Source organism: Sphingomonas sp. BK235 (assembly GCF_004345855.1).
Classification (GTDB): Bacteria; Pseudomonadota; Alphaproteobacteria; order Sphingomonadales; family Sphingomonadaceae; genus Sphingomonas.
In genome coordinates this window covers 103185-122557 of record NZ_SLXN01000005.1, presented here as the reverse complement: position 1 = coordinate 122557, position 19373 = coordinate 103185, and the positions used below count along the sequence as shown (strand labels likewise).

At 70.5% G+C, this 19373-nt stretch carries 14 protein-coding genes; 5 read left to right on the top strand and 9 right to left on the bottom strand.

What is annotated here, in order from left to right; genetic code table 11:
* Nucleotides 1-34: 34 nt before the first annotated feature.
* Entirely contained in the window at nucleotides 35-493 is a 459-nt protein-coding gene (locus EV292_RS14225) for a TM2 domain-containing protein (protein ID WP_132909897.1), read from the top strand.
* A 101-nt stretch (nucleotides 494-594) separates the two neighbouring features.
* On the opposite strand, the gene EV292_RS14220 is transcribed toward EV292_RS14225, so the two are convergent.
* Nucleotides 595-3120 carry a PhoX family phosphatase gene (locus EV292_RS14220; protein ID WP_132909896.1) on the bottom strand — a complete coding sequence of 842 codons (2526 nt, stop codon included), beginning with the start codon at nucleotides 3118-3120 and terminating at the stop codon, nucleotides 595-597.
* Between the two features lie 402 nt (nucleotides 3121-3522).
* Here EV292_RS14220 and rplJ point away from each other — a divergent pair, with 402 nt between their 5' ends.
* The 3 genes from rplJ to EV292_RS14205 all read left to right on the top strand — a co-directional run bounded on the left by rplJ (nucleotide 3523) and on the right by EV292_RS14205 (nucleotide 5549).
* Nucleotides 3523-4038, top strand: a complete 516-nt coding sequence (gene rplJ / locus EV292_RS14215; protein ID WP_132909895.1) for a 50S ribosomal protein L10 — start codon at nucleotides 3523-3525, stop codon at nucleotides 4036-4038.
* A gap of 68 nt (nucleotides 4039-4106) precedes the next feature.
* Entirely contained in the window at nucleotides 4107-4487 is a 381-nt protein-coding gene (gene rplL / locus EV292_RS14210; RefSeq protein ID WP_132909894.1) for a 50S ribosomal protein L7/L12, read from the top strand.
* A gap of 198 nt (nucleotides 4488-4685) precedes the next feature.
* Complete coding sequence (locus EV292_RS14205) at nucleotides 4686-5549, top strand: ATP-grasp fold amidoligase family protein (RefSeq protein WP_243693780.1); 864 nt, start codon at nucleotides 4686-4688, stop codon at nucleotides 5547-5549.
* On the opposite strand, the gene EV292_RS23355 is transcribed toward EV292_RS14205, so the two are convergent.
* The 6 genes from EV292_RS23355 to rpoB form a co-directional block, all read right to left on the bottom strand.
* Nucleotides 5531-5659, bottom strand: a complete 129-nt coding sequence (locus EV292_RS23355) for a hypothetical protein (RefSeq protein WP_279432429.1) — start codon at nucleotides 5657-5659, stop codon at nucleotides 5531-5533. The two genes, EV292_RS14205 and EV292_RS23355, sit on opposite strands and share 19 nt — an antisense overlap.
* A 34-nt stretch (nucleotides 5660-5693) precedes the next feature.
* Nucleotides 5694-6806, bottom strand: coding sequence for a hypothetical protein (locus tag EV292_RS14200; protein ID WP_132909893.1), 1113 nt, complete (start codon nucleotides 6804-6806; stop codon nucleotides 5694-5696).
* A gap of 193 nt (nucleotides 6807-6999) precedes the next feature.
* Entirely contained in the window at nucleotides 7000-7383 is a 384-nt protein-coding gene (locus EV292_RS14195) for a DUF2645 family protein (protein ID WP_132909892.1), read from the bottom strand.
* Between the two features lie 6 nt (nucleotides 7384-7389).
* On the bottom strand, nucleotides 7390-7668 hold the full coding sequence (locus tag EV292_RS14190; protein ID WP_207913435.1) for a hypothetical protein: 279 nt from the start codon (nucleotides 7666-7668) through the stop codon (nucleotides 7390-7392).
* Nucleotides 7669-7817: 149 nt separating this feature from the next.
* Nucleotides 7818-12107 (bottom strand): DNA-directed RNA polymerase subunit beta', encoded by a 4290-nt coding sequence (rpoC, locus tag EV292_RS14185; protein ID WP_132909891.1) that lies wholly within the window; start codon nucleotides 12105-12107, stop codon nucleotides 7818-7820.
* Between the two features lie 160 nt (nucleotides 12108-12267).
* A complete protein-coding gene (gene rpoB / locus EV292_RS14180; RefSeq protein ID WP_132909890.1) occupies nucleotides 12268-16449 on the bottom strand; it encodes a DNA-directed RNA polymerase subunit beta in 4182 nt (1393 codons plus the stop codon).
* A 288-nt stretch (nucleotides 16450-16737) separates the two neighbouring features.
* Here rpoB and EV292_RS22915 point away from each other — a divergent pair, with 288 nt between their 5' ends.
* Nucleotides 16738-17907 (top strand): hypothetical protein, encoded by a 1170-nt coding sequence (locus tag EV292_RS22915; RefSeq protein ID WP_207913434.1) that lies wholly within the window; start codon nucleotides 16738-16740, stop codon nucleotides 17905-17907.
* 51 nt (nucleotides 17908-17958) lie between these two features.
* On the opposite strand, the gene EV292_RS14170 is transcribed toward EV292_RS22915, so the two are convergent.
* Entirely contained in the window at nucleotides 17959-18477 is a 519-nt protein-coding gene (locus EV292_RS14170; protein ID WP_132909889.1) for a lipocalin-like domain-containing protein, read from the bottom strand.
* Complete coding sequence (locus tag EV292_RS14165) at nucleotides 18474-19295, bottom strand: SDR family oxidoreductase (RefSeq protein WP_132909888.1); 822 nt, start codon at nucleotides 19293-19295, stop codon at nucleotides 18474-18476. The genes EV292_RS14170 and EV292_RS14165 overlap by 4 nt, the downstream gene beginning before the upstream one ends.
* Between the last annotated feature and the right edge of the window lie 78 nt (nucleotides 19296-19373).

Here is a 19373-nt window from a genome sequence, read left to right as displayed (position 1 = left end):
GAACAGACGCGCACAGCGGTGCCGGGAGTGACGGATGCGCGGGCAGATACTCGGGATGGACGTGCGCAGCGGCGAGGGCGTGGTCGCGGGCGAGGACGGGCAGCGCTACACCTTCACGCCGCAGGACTGGGCGCAGCACGGCGAGCCGAGCCACGGCCAGATGGTGGATTTCGAGGCGGCGGGCAGCCATGCGCGCAACGTCTTCCCCGTCCCCGCCCCCGCGGGCACCCCCCCGGCGCGCGTGGCGGCGGTGCCGGTGCCGGCGCCGGTGAGCGACCGCAACAAATATGTCGCGGCGGCGCTCGCCTTCCTGTTCGGCGTCTTCGGCATCCACCGTTTCTATCTCGGGCGCGTCACGTCGGGGATCGTGATGACGGTGCTGACCTTCACCCTGATCGGCTTGCTGGTCACCCTTCCGCTCTCGCTGATCGACATGGTGCGCTATCTGATGATGTCCGACCGCGAGTTCGCCGCGCGCTACCCGCGGGGGTGAGCGACGTGTCCGCGCGAGCGTGACTCCCGGCGCGCGGCCGGGAGGGACGCGCCCGCGTCCCGCCGCCCTCGGCCGGGCGGGACGCGGGGCCGGCAGCGCGGTCAGAGACCGACGACGCCGCCGTCGATCTTGGTGATGACGATCGTCGCCGAGCGCGGGCGCGTCGGGGTGGTCACCGCCCCCGCCTGGTTCGCCGGCCAGCTCGACGTGATGTTGGTCGGCCCGCCGTTCTCGCCCGGGTGCTGGATGTTGACGAACAGCGAGCGGCCATCCGGCGTCGAGGTGATGCCGGTGATCTCGCACTCCTTCGGCCCGACCAGGAAGCGCTTGAGCTTGCTGCCCGGCGCCGCGCCGATCCGCGTCGTGGTGGTGCTGGTGGTGGTGGCGTTGGCCGCGGTGGTCAGCGTATTGTTGACCGTGCGCGTCCCGCCGTCGCCGACCTGCCCCGGCATCGCCGCGAGCAACATGCAGTTGGTGACGTCGGTATAGGCGCCGTCATCGGTCTCGATCCACAGCACCGGCGAAACCTGGCCGCTGGCGTTGCTCGGCAGCCCGAACCACAGCCCGTCGGGCGAGGAGAAATCGTTGCTCGCGTCGAGCCCCGACAGGTTGATGTTGGTGGGATCGAGGTCGCTGCCCGCGCCGAAGGCGTAGATGTCCCAGGTGAAGCGGGTCGCCTCCGACGTGTCGCCCGCCTCGCGCAGCCGGATCACATGGCCGTTGGCGTTGCCGCGGGTCGCCTGCGCGCTGGTGGGCGGATCGGCGTTGACCGTGTCGCCCTGCGGCAGCTTGGGATCGGTGTAGGCGCGCGGGTTGGCCGCGTCGGTGGTCGCGGGCGTGCGCGACGAATTGTTGGTCAGCGTGCAGTACATCTCGCCATTGACCGGGTTGACCGCGGTCCATTCGGGCCGGTCCATCCGCGTCGCGCCCAGCACGTCGGCGGCGAGGCGGGTGTTGATCAGCACGTCGGCCTGATCGGCGAAGGCATAGGTCGCGTTGGCGGCGGTCAGCCCGTTCTGCCCGAAGGTCAGCGGCAGCCAGGTGCCGGTACCGTCCGCGTCGAAGCGCGCGACGTAGAGCGTGCCGCTGTCGAGATATTTGTCACCCGTCGCGAGCCGGTCGCCCGGCGTGGCGTCGGCGGCGACCCAGGGCGTGGCGGAGACGAACTTGTAGATATATTCGTTCTGCGCGTCGTCGCCCATGTAGAAGGCGGGGCGCACGCCGGCGATCACCCGGCCCGCCATGCAGCCTTCATGGTTCATCCGGCCGAGCGCGGTGCGCTTCCGCGGGGTCGACGTCTGGGTATAGGGATCGATCTCGACCACCCAGCCGAACTGGAACGGCTCGTTGCGAAAGTCGGCGGTGCCGTCCGCGGCAGCGCTGGCCGACGCGGTGGCGTCCCAGCGCGCGAACACCGTGCTCGCGGCATCGGCGGGGGTCACCGTGGTCCAGCCGTAATTGCCCGACCGCCCCTCGCCGATGCCGTAGCGCGCCAGCGAGACGTTCTGCCTGGCGTTGCCCGCGGCGGTGCGGACCGCGGCGTCACCCGCGGTGCGGCGGAAATAGCCCGCCCAATTCTCCTCGTTGGTGAGGTAGGTGCCCCAGGGCATGTAGCCGTTGGCGCAATTGTTGATCGTGCCGCGCCCGGCGGTGCCGTCGGTCGAATAGCGCGTGCGCAGCGCGGCACTGCCGCGCGCGGGGCCGTTGAACTGCATCGGCGTGTTGGGCGTGACGCGGCGGTTGAGCGCACCGCCCTGCACGTAGCTCCACGCGCCGGTGTTGCTCGCGCGCGTCACCTCGACCACCGAGACGCCGTGCGCCTCGATCTCCTTGATCGCCTCGGCCTCGGGGCGCGGCGACGGCGACGGGCCGTTGGCGTGGAGATAGGCCTGGGTGATGTTCTCGTGGTTGAGCACCAGCAGGCCGCGCGTGTTGTTCGACGCGTCGGGCGCGTTGCCGCTCGCGGCCAGGCCGAAATAGGACATGCCGTCATGGTGGTCGCCCGCGCGCTGCGCGAAGTCGCCGTCGGTGCCGTTGTTGGCATAGGCCGCGACGCTCGCCGCGATCGGGTCGCCGAGCCGGTACAGCACGGTGACGCGATAGTCCGACGGCACGGTGACGACGTCGTTGAGGTTCTTCGCCACCGCGGTGAAGGCGAGCGTCGCGGGCAGCACGGTGACGGTGGAGCGCGCGCTGCTCGAGCCGCTGCCGCCGCTGGCGGTGAACTCGAACACCAGCGCGGTCGACTGGGCGACATTGGGCGCGGTGAAGGTGATCGAATTGCCGCTCGCGATCACCGCCACGGTCGGGCCGCTGACCTGGGTGAAGGCGGTGGTGGTGGCATTGTCGGTCGCCGTCGCGGTGAGCGTGACGACGCGGCCGCCCTGCGTCTGGACGTTGACGCCGTCGGAGACGGTGATGATGTCCTGCCGGTCGTCGTCGTCGCAGCCGGTGAGCAGCGCGCCGCCGAACACCGCGGTGGTCATCGCGCTCATCCCGCCCATCAGCTGGCGGCGCGAGTAGCGGCGCGCGACGAGGTCGGCGAGATGCGGGTTGCGGGTCGGGTTGGTGTCGACGTCGCCGTCGTCATAGGACGGGGCGAGGATGCTGAGCTGCTGGTCGGTCATGACGCTCCCTGGGCGCGATGTGCTTGTACCCAGGCCTTTTGGCCGCGCTCCAAGGCACCGCCGCGACAGTTTGATGAGAGCGGAATGACGTGAGCGTTACGCCTGCGTGACAGCGCGCCGCCCGCTTGACTGGCGCGCGCGATCCGCTATGAGCCGCCCCGCGCGTCCCGCCCCCGGGCGATGACGCACCGTCCGAGACAGCGGGTGGCCCCAGGGCCTTAATTCCCCGCCGAGACGGGGACAGGACCAACGCGGCCGCGGCGTGCCCTCAGAGGCGCGCGCTGCCGCTGCCCGCACGGGCTCCCATTCCCCATCGCTGGACACTGCCGCCGGGCGCTCTGCGCGCGGCGGTTCGTACCCGGACAGGCGGCCTCGGCCTTCTGTCCCAACGTGGAGAATGGCATGGATCGTAGTCAGAAGACCGCGGCCGTCGCCGAGCTGAACGATACCTTCTCGAAGGTCGGCGTGGTGGTCGTCACCCGCAACCTCGGGATGACGGTGGCGCAGTCGACCGACTTGCGCAACCGGATGCGGGACGCCGGCGCGAGCTACAAGGTCTCGAAGAACAAGCTTGCCAGGATCGCGCTCGACGGCACGGACTATGGCTCGCTCAGCGAATTGCTGACGGGTCCGGTCGGCCTGGCGTCCTCGACCGACCCGGTCGCGGCGGCCAAGGTGGCGGTCGATTTCGCCAAGACGACCGACAAGTTCGAGATCGTCGGCGGCGCGATGGGCGCGACCGCGCTCGACCTGGCCGGCGTGCAGGCACTGGCGACGCTCCCGTCGCTGGACGAGCTGCGCGCCAAGATCGTCGGCCTCATCGTGGCCCCGGCCACGAAGATCGCCACGATCGCCCAGGCACCGGCCGCGCAGATCGCGCGCGTCCTCGCCGCGCACGCGGAGAAGGAAGCCGCCTGATCGGGCAGCTGACCGGCATTTGTTTGTGAACATGGGGCACCTGTCCCCGCTTGATAGGAAGTACAATCATGGCAGACCTGAACGCGCTGGTTGACCAGCTGAGCGAGCTGACCGTCCTCGAGGCCGCCGAGCTCTCGAAGCTGCTCGAAGAGAAGTGGGGCGTCTCGGCCGCCGCGGCCGTCGCCGCTGCCCCGGCCGCCGGTGGCGCGGGCGCGGGTGCGCCGGCCGCCGAGGAGAAGACCGAGTTCGACGTGATCCTGACCGGCGACGGTGGCAAGAAGATCAACGTCATCAAGGAGGTCCGCGCGATCACCGGGCTCGGCCTGACCGAGGCGAAGGCGCTCGTCGAGGGCGCGCCGAAGCCGGTCAAGGAAGGCGTGAGCAAGGACGAGGCCGAGAAGGTCAAGAAGCAGCTCGAGGAAGCCGGCGCGACCGTCGAGCTCAAGTAAGCCGATATCCGGATCCCGCGGGTTCGCCCGCGGGGCACGGGCTCAGCAGCAGCGGGGCGGCCTTCCTGGCGGAAGGTCGCCCCGTTCGCGTTGGGGGGATGCCGCGCAGCCGCGACGCGCCCCGCATCGTCACTGCCGGCTTGCGGCGCGCGGCGCGGCTGGCTACCGCGCGCCGAGCTGCCGCAGCCGGGATCGAGCGTGCCACCCGTCGAGCCATCACGCCCGCACCGTGCCGCCACCGTGCTGCCGCGGCTGCTCTATCTCTGGCGCTTCGGGCGCTGGCCCGATCTCGCGGCACCGCGGCGCTTCAGCGAGCTGGTGACCGCGCGCAAGCTGTACGAGCGCGACGCACGCTGGCCCGAGCTGGCCGACAAGGTCGCGGTCAAGGCGCAGGTGAGCGCGACGCTCGGCGCCGAGTGGGTGATCCCGACGCTGTGGCATGGCACCGCGCTGCCCGCGTCGCCGCCGTGGCCGCGCCCGTTCGTGCTCAAATCCTCGCACGCCAGCCAGCAGACGATCTTCGTGCGCGCGGGCGATCCGCTCGACTGGCGCGCGACGTCGCGGCGCGCGGCGCGCTGGCTGCGCCGGCCCTATGCGCCGTTGCTGCACGAGTGGCTCTACTCGCGGATCACGCCGCAACTGCTGGTCGAGCCGCTGATCGGCTGCGGCCGGGTGCTGCCGGTCGACTATAAGTTCTTCGTGTTCGGGGGGCGGGTGGAGTTCGTCCAGGTCGACCTCGACCGCGAGCACCGCCACCGCCGCGTCATGTTCGATCGCGCGTGGCGGCGGTTGGACTGCGCGTTCGAATTCCCGCCCGATGCACGCGCGGTGGCGCCGCCGGCCTCGCTCGCGCGGATGATCGCGGCGGCGGAGGCGCTGGCGGCGCCGCACGATTTCGCGCGCGTCGACCTCTACGATGTCGGTGGCCGCCCCTATTTCGGCGAGTTCACGCTCTATCCGGGGTCAGGGCTGGACCGCTTCCGCCCGCGCAGCTGGGACCTGCATTTCGGCTCCTATTGGGCCGATCAGCGGTCCGGCGGCGATCAGGCCGCGAGGCGATAGGGCGCGTCGACCGCCTCGGGCGCGGCGACCGGGGCGAGCGGGAGCGGCGCGGCGACCTGCGCGCGCGCGGCACGGCGGTGGCTGACGATCAGATAAAGAAGCGAGAACATGCGAACCCCTGCGTGCTGATGTTGCGGTGCAGCACTAAGGGCGATCTGGTGAACGCGCGGTAAGCGCGCAATTGCAAGCTCCGCGATCGTCGATGCGCCATGTGCAATCGCGCGCTGCCGTGCGCAGCAACGGTGCCAGCGCGAGCGGCAGCCCGGCCAGCCACAGCGGCGCGAGCATCAGCCCCCAATAGGCATTCTCGGCGCGCCCGACGATCAGCCCCGCCAGCAACCACGCCAGCAGCGTCAGCGTCACCCGCCGCGCATAGCCCCCCGCCGCGCTCGCCCAGCCGTAGAGCGCGAGCGGGACCAGCAGCGCCGCCGCCGCGGCGGGGAGCAGCGCCAGCGGGGTGGTCGCCCGCGCCATGGCGAGATCGAACCCCCAGCCGCCCGCGCGGACCCACCCCGGCGAGGCCGCGTCGCCCGCGCGCACCACGTCCGCCACCGCGAGCGCATGCGCGGCGAGCGCGATCCCGGCGACGCCGCCGGCCGCCAACCAGCCGAGCGCCTCGCCGCGGCGGCGCTCGGTCAGCGCGGCCACGGCCATCATCGCCAGATAGACCAGCGCGAACTCGCGGAAGAGCGCCGCCGCCAGCCCGAGCAACGCGGCGAGCCGCCAGCCGCGTGCGCCGCGCACCGCGAGCGACAGTGCCACCAGCAGACCGGCCCAGCATTCCGGCCAGAGCGCCACGACCGGTGTCGCGAGCGGCAGGATCGACGCCGCGGCGAGCACGGCCGCCGCACCGGCCAGCGGCGTGGCGACGGTCGCGCCGAGCAGGCGCCGCACGGTGGCGAGCAAGGTCAGCAGCGCCAGCGCGCGCAGCAGGAGCAGGGCCGCCCCCGGCCCCAGCGCGGCATAGATCCAGGCGCGGGTCGGCAGTCGTACCGTGACGAACGGGCGCAGCGGAAAGTCGCGGCGGCGCTGCTCGTCCGCGGCGGCGGCATAATAGCCCTCGCCAGCGCGCACCCGCCGATCGATCGCGCGGTACAGCGCGGCATCGCCGCTTGCGCTGGGCGCTGCCGGCGGCGCGGGCGCGGCAGGCGTGGCCAGACCGAGCGTGACGAGGATCAGCAGCGCCGCCAGCCACGCCACGCCCGCGCGCCGGTTCGGCGCAATGGGGCCGTTCCGGTGGAGGCGGCGAGCGAACATGCGCCCTCCTGCACCGACGATGGTTAAGGCGCGGTCTCCGCTCGGGGTGCGCCGCCATCCGCGCGGCGCTACGCGATCGATCGCCCGGCGCGGGCCGACGGTCGGCCATCTCGTGTGGACGGGCACAATGCTCCTGCGAACGCAGGTGCCCAGCGTTCACCGGAGCACGGCTCGACCGGCGTGGAGCAAACAGCTAACATGCCGCGAAGCGCAGGTGGAAGCGGTAGAGCCACAGCACCGCCAGCGCGCTGCTGAGCAGGAGGCACAGCCGCGAGCGCGGCCGCCGCCACGCCCCGACCAGCAGCACCGCCACCGGCACGAGCAGCAGCGCCGCCAGCAGCGGGCGCGCCGGATCCCGCAGCGCGAGCAGGTCGCAGCGCGTCACCACGCGTCCCGGCTCCTGCGCGCCGATCATCCACTCATAGGGTTCGACCGAGAGCACCACGATCGTCAACGCGGCCGCGGCGGCAGACACGGCATGGACCAGCCGCTTGGTGGCGCGACGCCGGCGCGCCGCGCGCCACCGCGACCGCGCCGCCGCGCGGTGGCGGTCGCGGTCGCCGCCGATCGGCCGCATCGTGCGTCAGCAGGCGTCGACCAGCGCGCGCAGCGCCGGGTCGCGCACCTCGAGCACCGCGAACAGCCCCAGCGCCCGCAGCGCGGGCACCGCCTCCGCGGTCGCCTCGGTCAGCAGCGCGCGCTCCTCGGGCGCGATCGCCGGCTCGGCCCAGCGCTGCGCGTTGCGCAGGAAGGCGGCGATCGTCCCCTTGCGCGCGACGCCGCCATCAGCGAGCGGGACGGTGTCGTCGCCGTCGGGCAGGACGTGCTCGGGGCGCACGGGAACGCGCGGCTGATCGGTCATGGTCTCGCCTCCCAGGTATAACCCTCTCTTCCTAGGACGCTCCTTCCTGCGGCCACCGCGACGGGGCACAAAAAAGAAGCCGCCGCCCGGCATCCCGGGCGGCGGCTGTCTCAGGTCGGCGGGGGCGGATCGCTCCGCCGCCCGGCAACTCACTCCTCGTTGAGATACTCGCCCGCATCGGCGTCGGTACCGGTGCCCGAGGGCACCACCGCCGCCAGCGGATCGCTGCCGGTGCCGGCATCGTCGCGCGGGCTGCGTGCCTCCTCGGCGGCGCGGGTCTGCGACGCCGTGCCGGCCGAGCCCGCCGCGATCATCGCCTCCTGCAGCTTGCGCTGCTGGACGCGCAGCGCGGCGTCACGCGACGAGGCCGCCACGCGCAGGCGGTTCATGCCCGCGCCGGTGCCCGCCGGGATCAGCCGGCCGACGATCACGTTCTCCTTGAGGCCCATCAGCGTGTCCTGCTTGCCCTGGACCGCCGCCTCGGTGAGGACGCGGGTGGTCTCCTGGAACGACGCCGCCGAGATGAAGCTGCGGGTCTGCAGCGACGCCTTGGTGATGCCGAGCAGGATGGGCTTGCCCGCGGCGCGCGCCTGGCCCTCCTCCAGCTTCTCGTTGATCGCGTCCATCTCCTCGCGGTCGACCTGCTCACCGACCAGCAGCGTGGTGTCGCCGCTCTCGGTGATCTCGACCTTCTGGAGCATCTGGCGGACGATCGTCTCGATGTGCTTGTCGTTGATCTTCACACCCTGGAGACGATAGACCTCCTGGATCTCCGACACGAGATATTCCGCCAGCGGCTCGATGCCGAGCACCTCGAGGATGTCGTGCGGGTCGGGGCTGCCGCCGATCAGATTGTCGCCACGCTTGACGTAGTCGCCTTCCTGGACGTCGATCACCTTCGACTTGGGCACGAGATACTCGACGACCTCGCCGCCGTCCTCGGGCTGGATGCCGATCTTGCGCTTCGCCTTATAGTCCTTGCCGAACACGACCCGGCCCGAGACCTTGGCGATGATCGCATTCTCCTTGGGCTTGCGCGCCTCGAACAGCTCGGCGACGCGCGGCAGACCGCCGGTGATGTCGCGCGTCTTGGCGGACTCGCGCGCGACACGGGCGAGCACGTCGCCCGCCTGCACGGTGGCATTGTCCTCCACCGACAGCACCGCGCCCGGCGCCAGCAGGTAGCGCGCCGCCTCGCCCGAGCCCTCGTCGAGCAGGGTCATGCGCGGGCGCAGATCCTCCTTCGACTTGGTGGTCGCGCGATATTCGGTCACCACGCGCTGCGCGATACCGGTCGCCTCGTCGACCTGCTCGGTGAGCGTCTTGCCCTCGATCAGGTCCTGGAACTTCACGGTACCGCCGGTCTCCGTGATCACCGGCATGGTGAACGGATCCCACTCGGCCATGCGGTCGCCCTTGGAGACGATATGGCCGTCGTCGAACATCACGTACGCGCCGTACGGGATCTTGTGCACGGCCAACTCGCGCCCGTCCATGTCGACGATCGCGATCTCGGCCGAGCGGCTGAGCACGACGCGACGGCCGCGCTGGTCCTCGATCACGCGCACGTCGCGGAACTCGACGGTGCCGTCGACCGGCGCCTCGAGGTTCGACTGCTCGTTGAGCTGCGCCGCGCCGCCGATGTGGAAGGTCCGCATCGTCAGCTGCGTGCCCGGCTCGCCGATCGACTGCGCCGCGATCACGCCGACCGCCTCGCCGATGTTGACCGGGGTGCCGCGCGCGAGGTCACGCCCGTAGCACTTGCCGCAGACGCCGACCTTGCTCTCGCAGACCAGCGGCGAGCGGATCTTCATCGACGGGATGCCCAGCGCCTCGATCTGCGCGACCATCGGCTCGTCGAGCAAGGTGCCGACCGGGATCGCCACCTTGCCCGTCTTGGCGTCGACCACGTCCTCGGCCGTGGTGCGGCCGAGGATGCGCTCGCCGAGCGACGCGATGGTCGAGCCGCCCTGCACGATCGCCTTCATCTCGAGCGCGCGCTCGGTGCCGCAATCCTCCTCGATGATGACGCAGTCCTGCGACACGTCGACGAGGCGGCGGGTGAGATAGCCCGAGTTGGCGGTCTTCAGCGCGGTGTCCGCCAGGCCCTTACGGGCGCCGTGGGTCGAGTTGAAGTATTCGAGGACGGTCAGGCCTTCCTTGAAGTTCGAGATGATCGGCGTCTCGATGATCTCGCCCGAGGGCTTGGCCATCAGGCCGCGCATACCCGCCAGCTGCTTGATCTGCGCCTGCGAGCCACGCGCACCCGAGTGCGCCATCATGTAGATCGAGTTGATCGGCTTCTCGCGGCCCGTCTCCGGGTCGACCTTCACCGCCTTGATCTCGTTCATCATCGAGGCCGCCACCTGGTCGCCGCAGCGGCTCCAGGCGTCGATCACCTTGTTGTACTTCTCCTGCTGCGTGATCAGGCCGTCCTGATACTGCTGCTCATAGTCCTTCACCTGGTCGCGCGTCTCGTCGACCAGCTGCTCCTTGTCGCCCGGGATGATCATGTCATCCTTGCCGAAGGAGATGCCGGCGCGGAACGCGTGGCGGAAGCCGAGCGCCATGATCGCGTCGGCGAACAGCACGGTCTCCTTCTGCCCGGTGTGACGATACACCTCGTCGATGACGTCGCCGACGTCCTTCTTGGTCAGCAGCCGGTTGACGACGTCGAAGGGCACCTTGTGGCTCTTCGGCAGCGTCTCGCCCAGCAGCATGCGGCCCGGGGTGGTCTCGAAGCGCTTGAGATACTGCTTACCGTTCTCGTCGGTCTGCGGCACGCGGCTGATGATCTTCGAGTGGAGCGTCACCGCGCCGGCGTAGAGCGCCTGGTGCACCTCGGCCATGTCGCCGAGCAGCATGCCCTCGCCGGGCTCGCCCTGCTTCTCCATCGACAGATAATAGAGGCCCAGCACCATGTCCTGCGAGGGCACGATGATCGGCTTGCCGTTCGCCGGGCTGAGGATGTTGTTGGTCGACATCATCAGCACGCGCGCTTCCAGCTGCGCTTCCAGCGACAGCGGGACGTGCACGGCCATCTGGTCGCCGTCGAAGTCGGCGTTGAACGCGGAGCAGACCAGCGGGTGGAGCTGGATCGCCTTGCCCTCGATCAGCACCGGCTCGAACGCCTGGATGCCGAGCCGGTGGAGCGTCGGCGCGCGGTTGAGCAGCACCGGATGCTCGCGGATCACCTCGTCCAGGATGTCCCAGACTTCCTTGCGCTCCTTCTCGACCCACTTCTTCGCCTGCTTCAGGGTCATGGACAGACCCTTGGCGTCGAGGCGTGCGTAGATGAACGGCTTGAACAGCTCGAGCGCCATCTTCTTGGGCAGGCCGCACTGGTGCAGCTTGAGCTCCGGACCGGTCACGATCACCGAGCGGCCCGAATAGTCGACGCGCTTGCCGAGCAGGTTCTGGCGGAAGCGGCCCTGCTTGCCCTTCAGCATATCGGACAGCGACTTGAGCGGACGCTTGTTGGCGCCCGTGATCGTCCGGCCGCGACGGCCGTTGTCGAACAGCGCGTCGACCGCCTCCTGCAGCATGCGCTTCTCGTTGCGGACGATGATGTCCGGCGCGCGCAGCTCCATGAGGCGCTTGAGGCGGTTGTTGCGGTTGATGACGCGGCGGTACAGGTCGTTGAGATCCGACGTCGCGAAGCGGCCACCGTCGAGCGGCACCAGCGGGCGCAGCTCGGGCGGGATCACCGGCACGACCTCGAGGATCATCCACTCGGGCCGGTTGCCCGACTCGAGGAAGCTCTCGACGACCTTGAGCCGCTTGATGATCTTCTTCGGCTTCAGCTCCGACTTGGTCGTCGCCAGCTCCTCGAGCAGCGCGACCTTCTCACCCTCGAGGTCGAGGCTCTCGAGCATGATGCGGACCGCCTCGGCGCCGATGCCGGCCGAGAAGGCGTCCTCGCCATATTCGTCCTGCGCCTCGAGCAGCTCGTCCTCGGTGAGCAGCTGATACTTCTCGAGCGGGGTCAGGCCCGGCTCGATCACGATATAGGCCTCGAAGTACAGCACGCGCTCGAGCTGCTTGAGCTGCATGTCGAGCAGCAGGCCGATACGCGACGGCAGCGACTTGAGGAACCAGATGTGCGCGACCGGGGCGGCCAGCTCGATATGGCCCATGCGCTCGCGGCGGACCTTCGAGACGGTCACCTCGACGCCGCACTTCTCGCAGACGATGCCCTTGTACTTCATGCGCTTGTACTTGCCGCACAGGCACTCATAATCCTTGATCGGACCGAAGATGCGCGCGCAGAACAGGCCGTCACGCTCGGGCTTGAACGTGCGATAGTTGATCGTCTCGGGCTTCTTGATCTCGCCGAACGACCAGCTGCGGATCTTGTCCGGCGACGCGATCCCGATCTGGATCTGGTCGAACGTCTCCGGCTTGGCGAGCGGATTGGCGAAATTGGTCAGTTCGTTCATCTTGCTTTCCTCACAGGGAGGGAAAAACCACATCCGTTCGCCCTGAGGAGGGACTGAGCCGAGGCGAAGGCCCGTCTCGAAGGGCTTGCCCGGCCTCAGTCCGTCGAGGCGCCGCTTCGACTTCGCTCAGCGGCTCCTCAGGACGAACGGTGTTATCTGCTCACTCGGCCGCGATCGCGATGCCGTCGTCGTCCGACGATTCTTCCATCGTCTTGAGATCGACGTTGAGACCCAGCGAGCGCATCTCCTTGACGAGCACGTTGAAGCTCTCGGGGATGCCGGCCTCGAACGTGTCGTCGCCCTTGACGATCGCCTCGTAGACCTTGGTGCGGCCGACGACGTCGTCGGACTTCACCGTCAGCATCTCCTGCAGCGTGTAGGCGGCGCCATAGGCCTGGAGCGCCCACACCTCCATCTCGCCGAAGCGCTGGCCGCCGAACTGCGCCTTGCCGCCCAGCGGCTGCTGGGTGACGAGCGAGTAGGGGCCGATCGAGCGCGCGTGGATCTTGTCGTCCACGAGGTGGTGCAGCTTGAGCATGTAGATGATGCCCACCGTCACCTTGCGGTCGAACTGGTCGCCGGTGCGCCCGTCGAACAGGTCCGACTGGCCCGAGCGATCGAGCCCGGCGAGCTCCAGCATCTCGGCGACATCGGCTTCCACCGCGCCGTCGAACACCGGGGTCGCCATCGGCACGCCCGCCTTCAGGTTCTGCGCCAGCTCGACGATCTCGTTGCCGTCGCGGGCGCGGATGTCGTCGAGATAATGCTCGCCATAGACGGTCTCGAGCCGCTCCTTCACCGCCGCGGGCATCTCGCCCGCCGTGGCGTCGGGGTTGGCCTCGCGCCAGTCCTCCAGCGCGTGCGAGATCTGCTGCCCCAGGCCGCGCGCGGCCCAGCCGAGGTGGGTCTCGAAGATCTGCCCGACGTTCATGCGCGACGGCACGCCCAGCGGGTTGAGCACGAGGTCCACCGGCGTCCCGTCGGCGAGGAACGGCATGTCCTCCACCGGCAGGATGCGGCTGATCACGCCCTTGTTGCCGTGGCGGCCGGCCATCTTGTCGCCCGGCTGCAGCTTGCGCTTCACCGCGACGAACACCTTGACCATCTTGAGCACGCCCGGCGGCAGCTCGTCGCCGCGCTCCAGCTTCTCGCGGCGATCCTCGAACTTGTCGCGGATCTTCTTGGCGGCCTCGTCATACTGCGCCTTGACCGCTTCCAGATTGGCCTGGACCGCGTCGTCCTGCACCGCGAACTTCCACCACTCGTGGCGGTCGACGCTGTCGAGCAGGTCCATGTCGATCGTGGCGCCCTTCTTCAGGCCCTTCGGCACCGCCGTGGCGACCTGGTCGAGCAGCATCTCGCGCAGGCGCGACCAGGTGGCGCGGTTGAGGATCGTGCGCTCGTCGTCCGAGTCCTTCTTCAGGCGCTCGATCTCCTCGCGCTCGATCGCCATCGCGCGCTCGTCCTTGTCGATGCCGTGGCGATTGAACACGCGCACGTCGACGATCGTCCCGGCGACGCCCGGCGGCAGGCGCAGCGAGGTGTCGCGCACGTCGCTGGCCTTCTCGCCGAAGATGGCGCGGAGCAGCTTCTCCTCCGGCGTCATCGGGCTCTCGCCCTTCGGCGTGATCTTGCCGACCAGGATGTCGCCCGGCTCCACCTCGGCGCCGATGTAGACGATGCCCGCCTCGTCGAGGTTGCGCAGCGCTTCCTCGCCGACGTTCGGGATGTCGCGGGTGATGTCCTCCGGCCCGAGCTTGGTGTCGCGCGCCATCACCTCGAACTCGTCGATGTGGATCGACGTGAACACGTCGTCCTTCACGATCCGCTCGGAGATGAGGATCGAGTCCTCGTAGTTATACCCGTTCCACGGCATGAACGCGACGAGCGCGTTGCGGCCCAGCGCCAGCTCGCCGAACTCGGTCGACGGGCCGTCCGCGATGACGTCGCCGACGTTAACCACGTCGCCCACCTTCACCAGCGGGCGCTGGTTGATGCAGGTCGACTGGTTCGAGCGCTGGAACTTCATCAGCGTGTAGATGTCGACGCCCGACTCGGTCGCGCTGACGTCACCCGTGGCGCGGATCACGATGCGGCTGGCATCGACCTGGTCGACCACGCCCGCCCGCTTGGCGGCGATCGCCGCGCCCGAATCGCGCGCGACGGTCTCTTCCATGCCGGTGCCGACGAACGGCGCCTCGGCCTTGACCAGCGGCACCGCCTGGCGCTGCATGTTCGAGCCCATCAGCGCGCGGTTGGCGTCGTCGTTCTCGAGGAACGGGATCAGCGACGCCGCGACCGACACGAGCTGCTTGGGGCTGACGTCCATCAGCGTGATCGTCTCGGGCAACGCCATCAGGAACTCGCCCGCCTGGCGCGCCGAGACCAGCTCCTCGGTCAGTCGGCCGTCCGCGTCGAGGTCCGCCGAGGCCTGCGCGATCGTGTGCTTGGCCTCCTCCATCGCCGACAGATAGACCACCTCGCCGGTGACCTTGTTGTCGACGACCTTGCGGTACGGCGTCTCGATGAAGCCGTATTTGTTGACGCGGCTGAAGCTCGCGAGCGAGTTGATCAGACCGATGTTCGGGCCTTCCGGCGTCTCGATCGGGCAGATGCGGCCATAGTGCGTCGGGTGGACGTCGCGGACCTCGAAGCCCGCGCGCTCGCGGGTGAGGCCGCCCGGCCCGAGCGCCGAGACGCGACGCTTGTGCGTCACCTCGGAGAGCGGGTTGGTCTGGTCCATGAACTGCGACAGCTGCGACGAGCCGAAGAACTCACGCACCGCGGCGACCGCGGGCTTGGCGTTGATCAGGTCGTTCGGCATCACCGTCGACACGTCGACCGACGACATGCGCTCCTTCACCGCGCGCTCCATGCGCAGCAGGCCGACGCGATACTGGTTCTCGAGCAGCTCGCCCACCGAGCGGACGCGGCGGTTGCCGAGATTGTCGATGTCGTCGATCTCGCCCTTGCCGTCCTTGAGGTCGACCAGCGTCTTGACCACCGCGAGGATGTCCTCGGTGCGCAGCGTCGTCACCGTGTCCTCGGCGTCGAGGTCGAGGCGCATGTTGAGCTTGACGCGGCCCACCGCCGACAGGTCGTAGCGGTCCGGATCGAAGAACAGGCCGGCGAACAGCGACTCCGCGGTCTCCAGCGTCGGCGGCTCGCCGGGGCGCATCACGCGATAGATGTCGGACAGCGCCTGCTCGCGCTCCTCGGCCTTGTCGGCCTTGAGCGTGTTGCGGATCCACGGGCCCGTGGTGACATGGTCGATGTCGAGCAGCTCGATCCGGTCGATCCCGGCCTTGTCGAGCTTCTCCAGGCTCTCCGGCCCGAGCTCGTCACCGGCCTCGACGTAGATCTCGCCGGTGGTCTCGTTGATCAGGTCATAGGCGGAATAGCGGCCGTAGATCTCCTCGGTGGGGATCAGCAGCGTCTGCAGCCCGTCCTTGCCCGCCTTGTTGGCGGCGCGCGGGGTCACCTTGGTGCCCGCGGCGAACACCACCTCGCCCGAGGCGGCGTCAATCAGGTCGAAGGTCGGCTTCACGCCGCGCCAGTTCTCGGGCGCGAACGGGATCTGCCAGCCACCCTCGCCGCGCACATAGGTGACGCGGTTGTAGAAGTGGTTGAGGATCTCTTCCGAGTTGAGGCCCAGCGCGTACAGCAGCGCCGTGACCGGCAGCTTGCGCTTCCGGTCGATGCGGACGTTGACGATATCCTTGGCGTCGAACTCGAAGTCGAGCCACGAGCCGCGATAGGGGATGACGCGCGCGGCGAAGAGGTACTTGCCGCTCGCGTGGGTCTTGCCACGGTCGTGGTCGAACAGCACGCCCGGCGAGCGGTGCATCTGCGAGACGATGACGCGCTCGGTGCCGTTGATGAAGAAGGTGCCGTTCTCGGTCATGAGCGGCATGTCGCCCATGTAGACGTCCTGCTCCTTGATATCGAGCACCGAGCGGGTCTCCGTATCGGGATCCACCTCGAACACGATCAGGCGCAGCGTGACGCGCATCGGCGCGGCGTAGGTGATGCCGCGCTGGCGGCACTCCTCGACGTCGAACTTCGGCGGCTCGAGCTCGTAGGTGACGAAGTCGAGCTCGGCGGTGCCGGCGAAGTCGCGGATCGGGAACACGCTGCGCAGCGTCTTCTCGAGACCCGAGACATAGCCAATCGAGGGATCCGAGCGCAGGAACTGCTCGTAGCTCTCGCGCTGGACCTCGATCAGGTTCGGCATCTGCACGACTTCGTGGATGTTGCCGAAGACCTTGCGGATGCGCCGCTTGCGCGTGCCGCTGAGCCGGTCGGAGCGCGCGGAGCCCGCGTCGATCGCCTTGGTTGCCATAGGAGCGTGTGCCTCGTCAGCCAGAATATACGGGCGCATGGGACCGAACGGCGAAAGGCCGCGCGTCTGATCCCGGCGGGCGGGAGACGGCGACCTTCAGCGTCCTGAACCCCTCGACCCCATACGTATGACCCGCTGCGCGACGGCGTGTCATGTCCCGGACCCGAAGGAAGAGCGCGGGATATAGGCTCGTCGTGTCGGAGCGTCAACCGGGCGGGGGCGCGGCGCCGCGGCGCGGCGCGGCGGTTGACCTGCGCCGCGGGCGCGGTAGCGGGATGCGCGATGTTCATGCGTATCCCCCTGGCGGCGCTGCTCGCGCTCGCGGGCGCCGCGCCCGCGGTGGCGCAGCAGGCGCCGCCCGTGACCCCGCCGCCGGCGACGCCGCCACCCGTCACGGCCGTCCCTCCGGCCGACTCGGCGGTGCCTCCGCCGATCAGCTGGTCGCTGCCGCCCGGGCCGAACGCGCGCCCCGCGGTGGTCGCGCCGGTGCGCGTCGCGCCGACGCCGAGTGCGACTCCGACACCGCGCGCCACCGCGACGCCGCGCGCGACGCCGACGCCGCGCACCACCCCGACACCGCGCGTCACCCCGAGCGCCCCGCCGTCCGCGGCCGCAACGACACCCGCGCCGCGGCAGTCCCCGCGCGCGACCCCGACATCGGCCCCTGAGCGCTCGCCGACAGCCGCAACGCCCCCCATCGCACCGGCTTCCCCCGCGTCGCCGCCCGCGCCCACCGCAGCAGCGCCCGCGCCCCCGCGATCATCGCTGTGGCCGCTCGCGGGGCTGCTCGCGCTGATCGTCGCGATCGGCGCCCTCGTCTGGGCGCGCCGCCGCGCCGCTACACGTTCAGCGGAAGTTGCGCCGACGCCTGCGGCGGCGCCCCCCGCACCGTCGCCCGCGGCCACGCCGGTCACCCCGCCGGCCCCGCGCCCCGCGCCCGCCGCACCGACCGTCGACAGCCCGCGCGCGTGGCTCGCGCTCGCGCTCCGGCCGCGCCGCGGCGGGATCAACCTGCTCACCGCGACGCTCGACGCCGAGCTGGAGCTGGTCAACGAGGGCGACGCCCCCGCCGAGGCGATCCAGCTCGGCGCCTGGCTGCTCAGCGCGCACCGCGACCAGCAGGCCGAGCTCGCCGCGCTGTTCGCGCAGCCGCCGTCGCGCGCCGCGGTGGCGCCCTTCGCGCTCGCCCCCGGCGAGCGGCGCGTCGTGCCGCTGCTGCTGACGTTGCCGCGCGCGGCGATCGTGCCGCTCGACGCCGGCGGGCGCGCGATGTTCGTCCCCGTCGCCGCGGTGGACGCGCGCTACCGCAGCGGCACGCTCGCGGCGCAGACCGCCGCGGCCTATGCGATCGGGGTCGAGCGCGCCGGCGCGGACAAGCTCGCGCCCTTCTGGCTCGATGCGCCGCGCATGCACGAGACGCTCGGCGCGCGCCCGCACGGCGCGCCGATCCGCCGCTGAGCGCGCGGGCGGGAAGCCGACCCGATCCCCGATCCCCGTCCCCCCCGCGCGCTACGGCTGGGTCACGCGGCGGAAGACCGCGCGCAGCCGTCCGCCGTCGGGCCGGGTGAAGGTCTCGGTCATGCGATCGCCCGCCACCTCCAGCCGCAGCGCGCGCGCATCGCGCACCGCGCCGACCCAGTTGGGGAAGGTCGCGCCCTCCACGCGATTGCCCGCGAACCGGCCGTCACGGTCCACCGCATAGGTGCCGAAGAAGCCGATCCCCGCCGCCATCGCGCGGCGGTTCTCCGCGTCCGACCCGCCGCCGCGCCGGTCCGAGGCGAAGCGCGGCGTCGCCGGATCGGTCAGCACCTCGACGAAATGCCGGTCGGCGGTGAACACCAGCATCCCCGCGGGACGCGGGCCATAAGGATGCGTCACCCGGCCATCCTGCTCGAGCGTCGCCGCGACCATCCGCCACGTGCCGAGCACCGCGTTGCGCGGCGGCGCGACCCGCGCATCCGGGTACGGCGCCGCGCTCCCCGCCACCCCCGCCAGCGCGGCGGCGAGCAGCGCCGGCCGCGCGATCACGACCGGTCCGCGGCGTAGGCGACGTCGCGCTGCGCGCGCAGCGCCGCGAGCCGCGCGTCCAGCGCGCGCTCGATGTTGACGTAAGCGGTGCTGCCCAGCGCCAGCCGTCGCGGCGGCGTCGCGGCGTCCCCGGCCGCGATCATCGCCGCGACCGTGCGGTTGGCGTCGCCGGTCAGCTCGAACGCGCCGGTGGTGATCGCGGTGCGCATCGCCCCCGCGGGGCTCGACGCATAGGCCGCGCTCGCCGGCGCCTGGTCGAGCGCCGCACCGAAGTTGGTCCCGGTCGGCCCCGGCTCGATCAGCGTGAAGGCGATCCCGAACGGCGCCACCTCGTCCGCCACCGCCTCGACGAAGCCCTCGATCCCCCATTTGCTCGCGTGATACAGGCTGAAGCCGGGATAGGTCGTCTGCCCGCCCTCGGACGAGACCTGGAGCACGCGCCCGCCGCCGCGCGCGCGCAGGTGCGGCAGCACCGCGCGGACGAGCTGGATCGGCGCGGTCAGATTGGTGGCGATCTGGCGCGCGATCTGCGCGTCGGACAGCTCCTCTGCCGCGCCGAACAGGCCATAGCCCGCGTTGCTGACCACCACGTCGATCGGCGCCGCAGCGAAGGCTCGGTCGACCGTGCGCCGCAGCGCGTCGGTGTCGGTCACGTCCAGCGCCGCGACGGTCAGCCGCTCTGGGTAGGCGGCACGCAACGCGTCCAGCGCCGCGACGCGCCGCGCGGTCGCGACCACCGCGTCGCCGCGCGCGAGCAGCCGCTCGGTCATGCCATAGCCCAGCCCCGACGAGGCACCCGTGATGAACCATCTCTTCATGGCGATCTCCTTCACGCCAGCAGATACGGCGTCGCGATCTGTGGTATAAGGCCGCCCAATCGCAACGGCTTGGTGAAG

What these genes read in the sequence shown, in the direction of transcription:
- EV292_RS14165 (WP_132909888.1), bottom strand. Translation starts at nt 19,295, where the DNA reads ATGAAGAGATGGTTCATCACGGGTGCCTCGTCGGGGCTGGGCTATGGC.
- EV292_RS14225 (WP_132909897.1), top strand. Translation starts at nt 35, where the DNA reads ATGCGCGGGCAGATACTCGGGATGGACGTGCGCAGCGGCGAGGGCGTG.
- EV292_RS14190 (WP_207913435.1), bottom strand. Translation starts at nt 7,668, where the DNA reads ATGACCGATCAGCCGCGCGTTCCCGTGCGCCCCGAGCACGTCCTGCCC.
- EV292_RS14195 (WP_132909892.1), bottom strand. Translation starts at nt 7,383, where the DNA reads ATGCGGCCGATCGGCGGCGACCGCGACCGCCACCGCGCGGCGGCGCGG.
- EV292_RS23355 (WP_279432429.1), bottom strand. Translation starts at nt 5,659, where the DNA reads ATGTTCTCGCTTCTTTATCTGATCGTCAGCCACCGCCGTGCCGCGCGC.
- rpoC (WP_132909891.1), bottom strand. Translation starts at nt 12,107, where the DNA reads ATGAACGAACTGACCAATTTCGCCAATCCGCTCGCCAAGCCGGAGACG.
- rpoB (WP_132909890.1), bottom strand. Translation starts at nt 16,449, where the DNA reads ATGGCAACCAAGGCGATCGACGCGGGCTCCGCGCGCTCCGACCGGCTC.
- EV292_RS14220 (WP_132909896.1), bottom strand. Translation starts at nt 3,120, where the DNA reads ATGACCGACCAGCAGCTCAGCATCCTCGCCCCGTCCTATGACGACGGC.
- EV292_RS22915 (WP_207913434.1), top strand. Translation starts at nt 16,738, where the DNA reads ATGCGTATCCCCCTGGCGGCGCTGCTCGCGCTCGCGGGCGCCGCGCCC.
- rplJ (WP_132909895.1), top strand. Translation starts at nt 3,523, where the DNA reads ATGGATCGTAGTCAGAAGACCGCGGCCGTCGCCGAGCTGAACGATACC.
- rplL (WP_132909894.1), top strand. Translation starts at nt 4,107, where the DNA reads ATGGCAGACCTGAACGCGCTGGTTGACCAGCTGAGCGAGCTGACCGTC.
- EV292_RS14200 (WP_132909893.1), bottom strand. Translation starts at nt 6,806, where the DNA reads ATGTTCGCTCGCCGCCTCCACCGGAACGGCCCCATTGCGCCGAACCGG.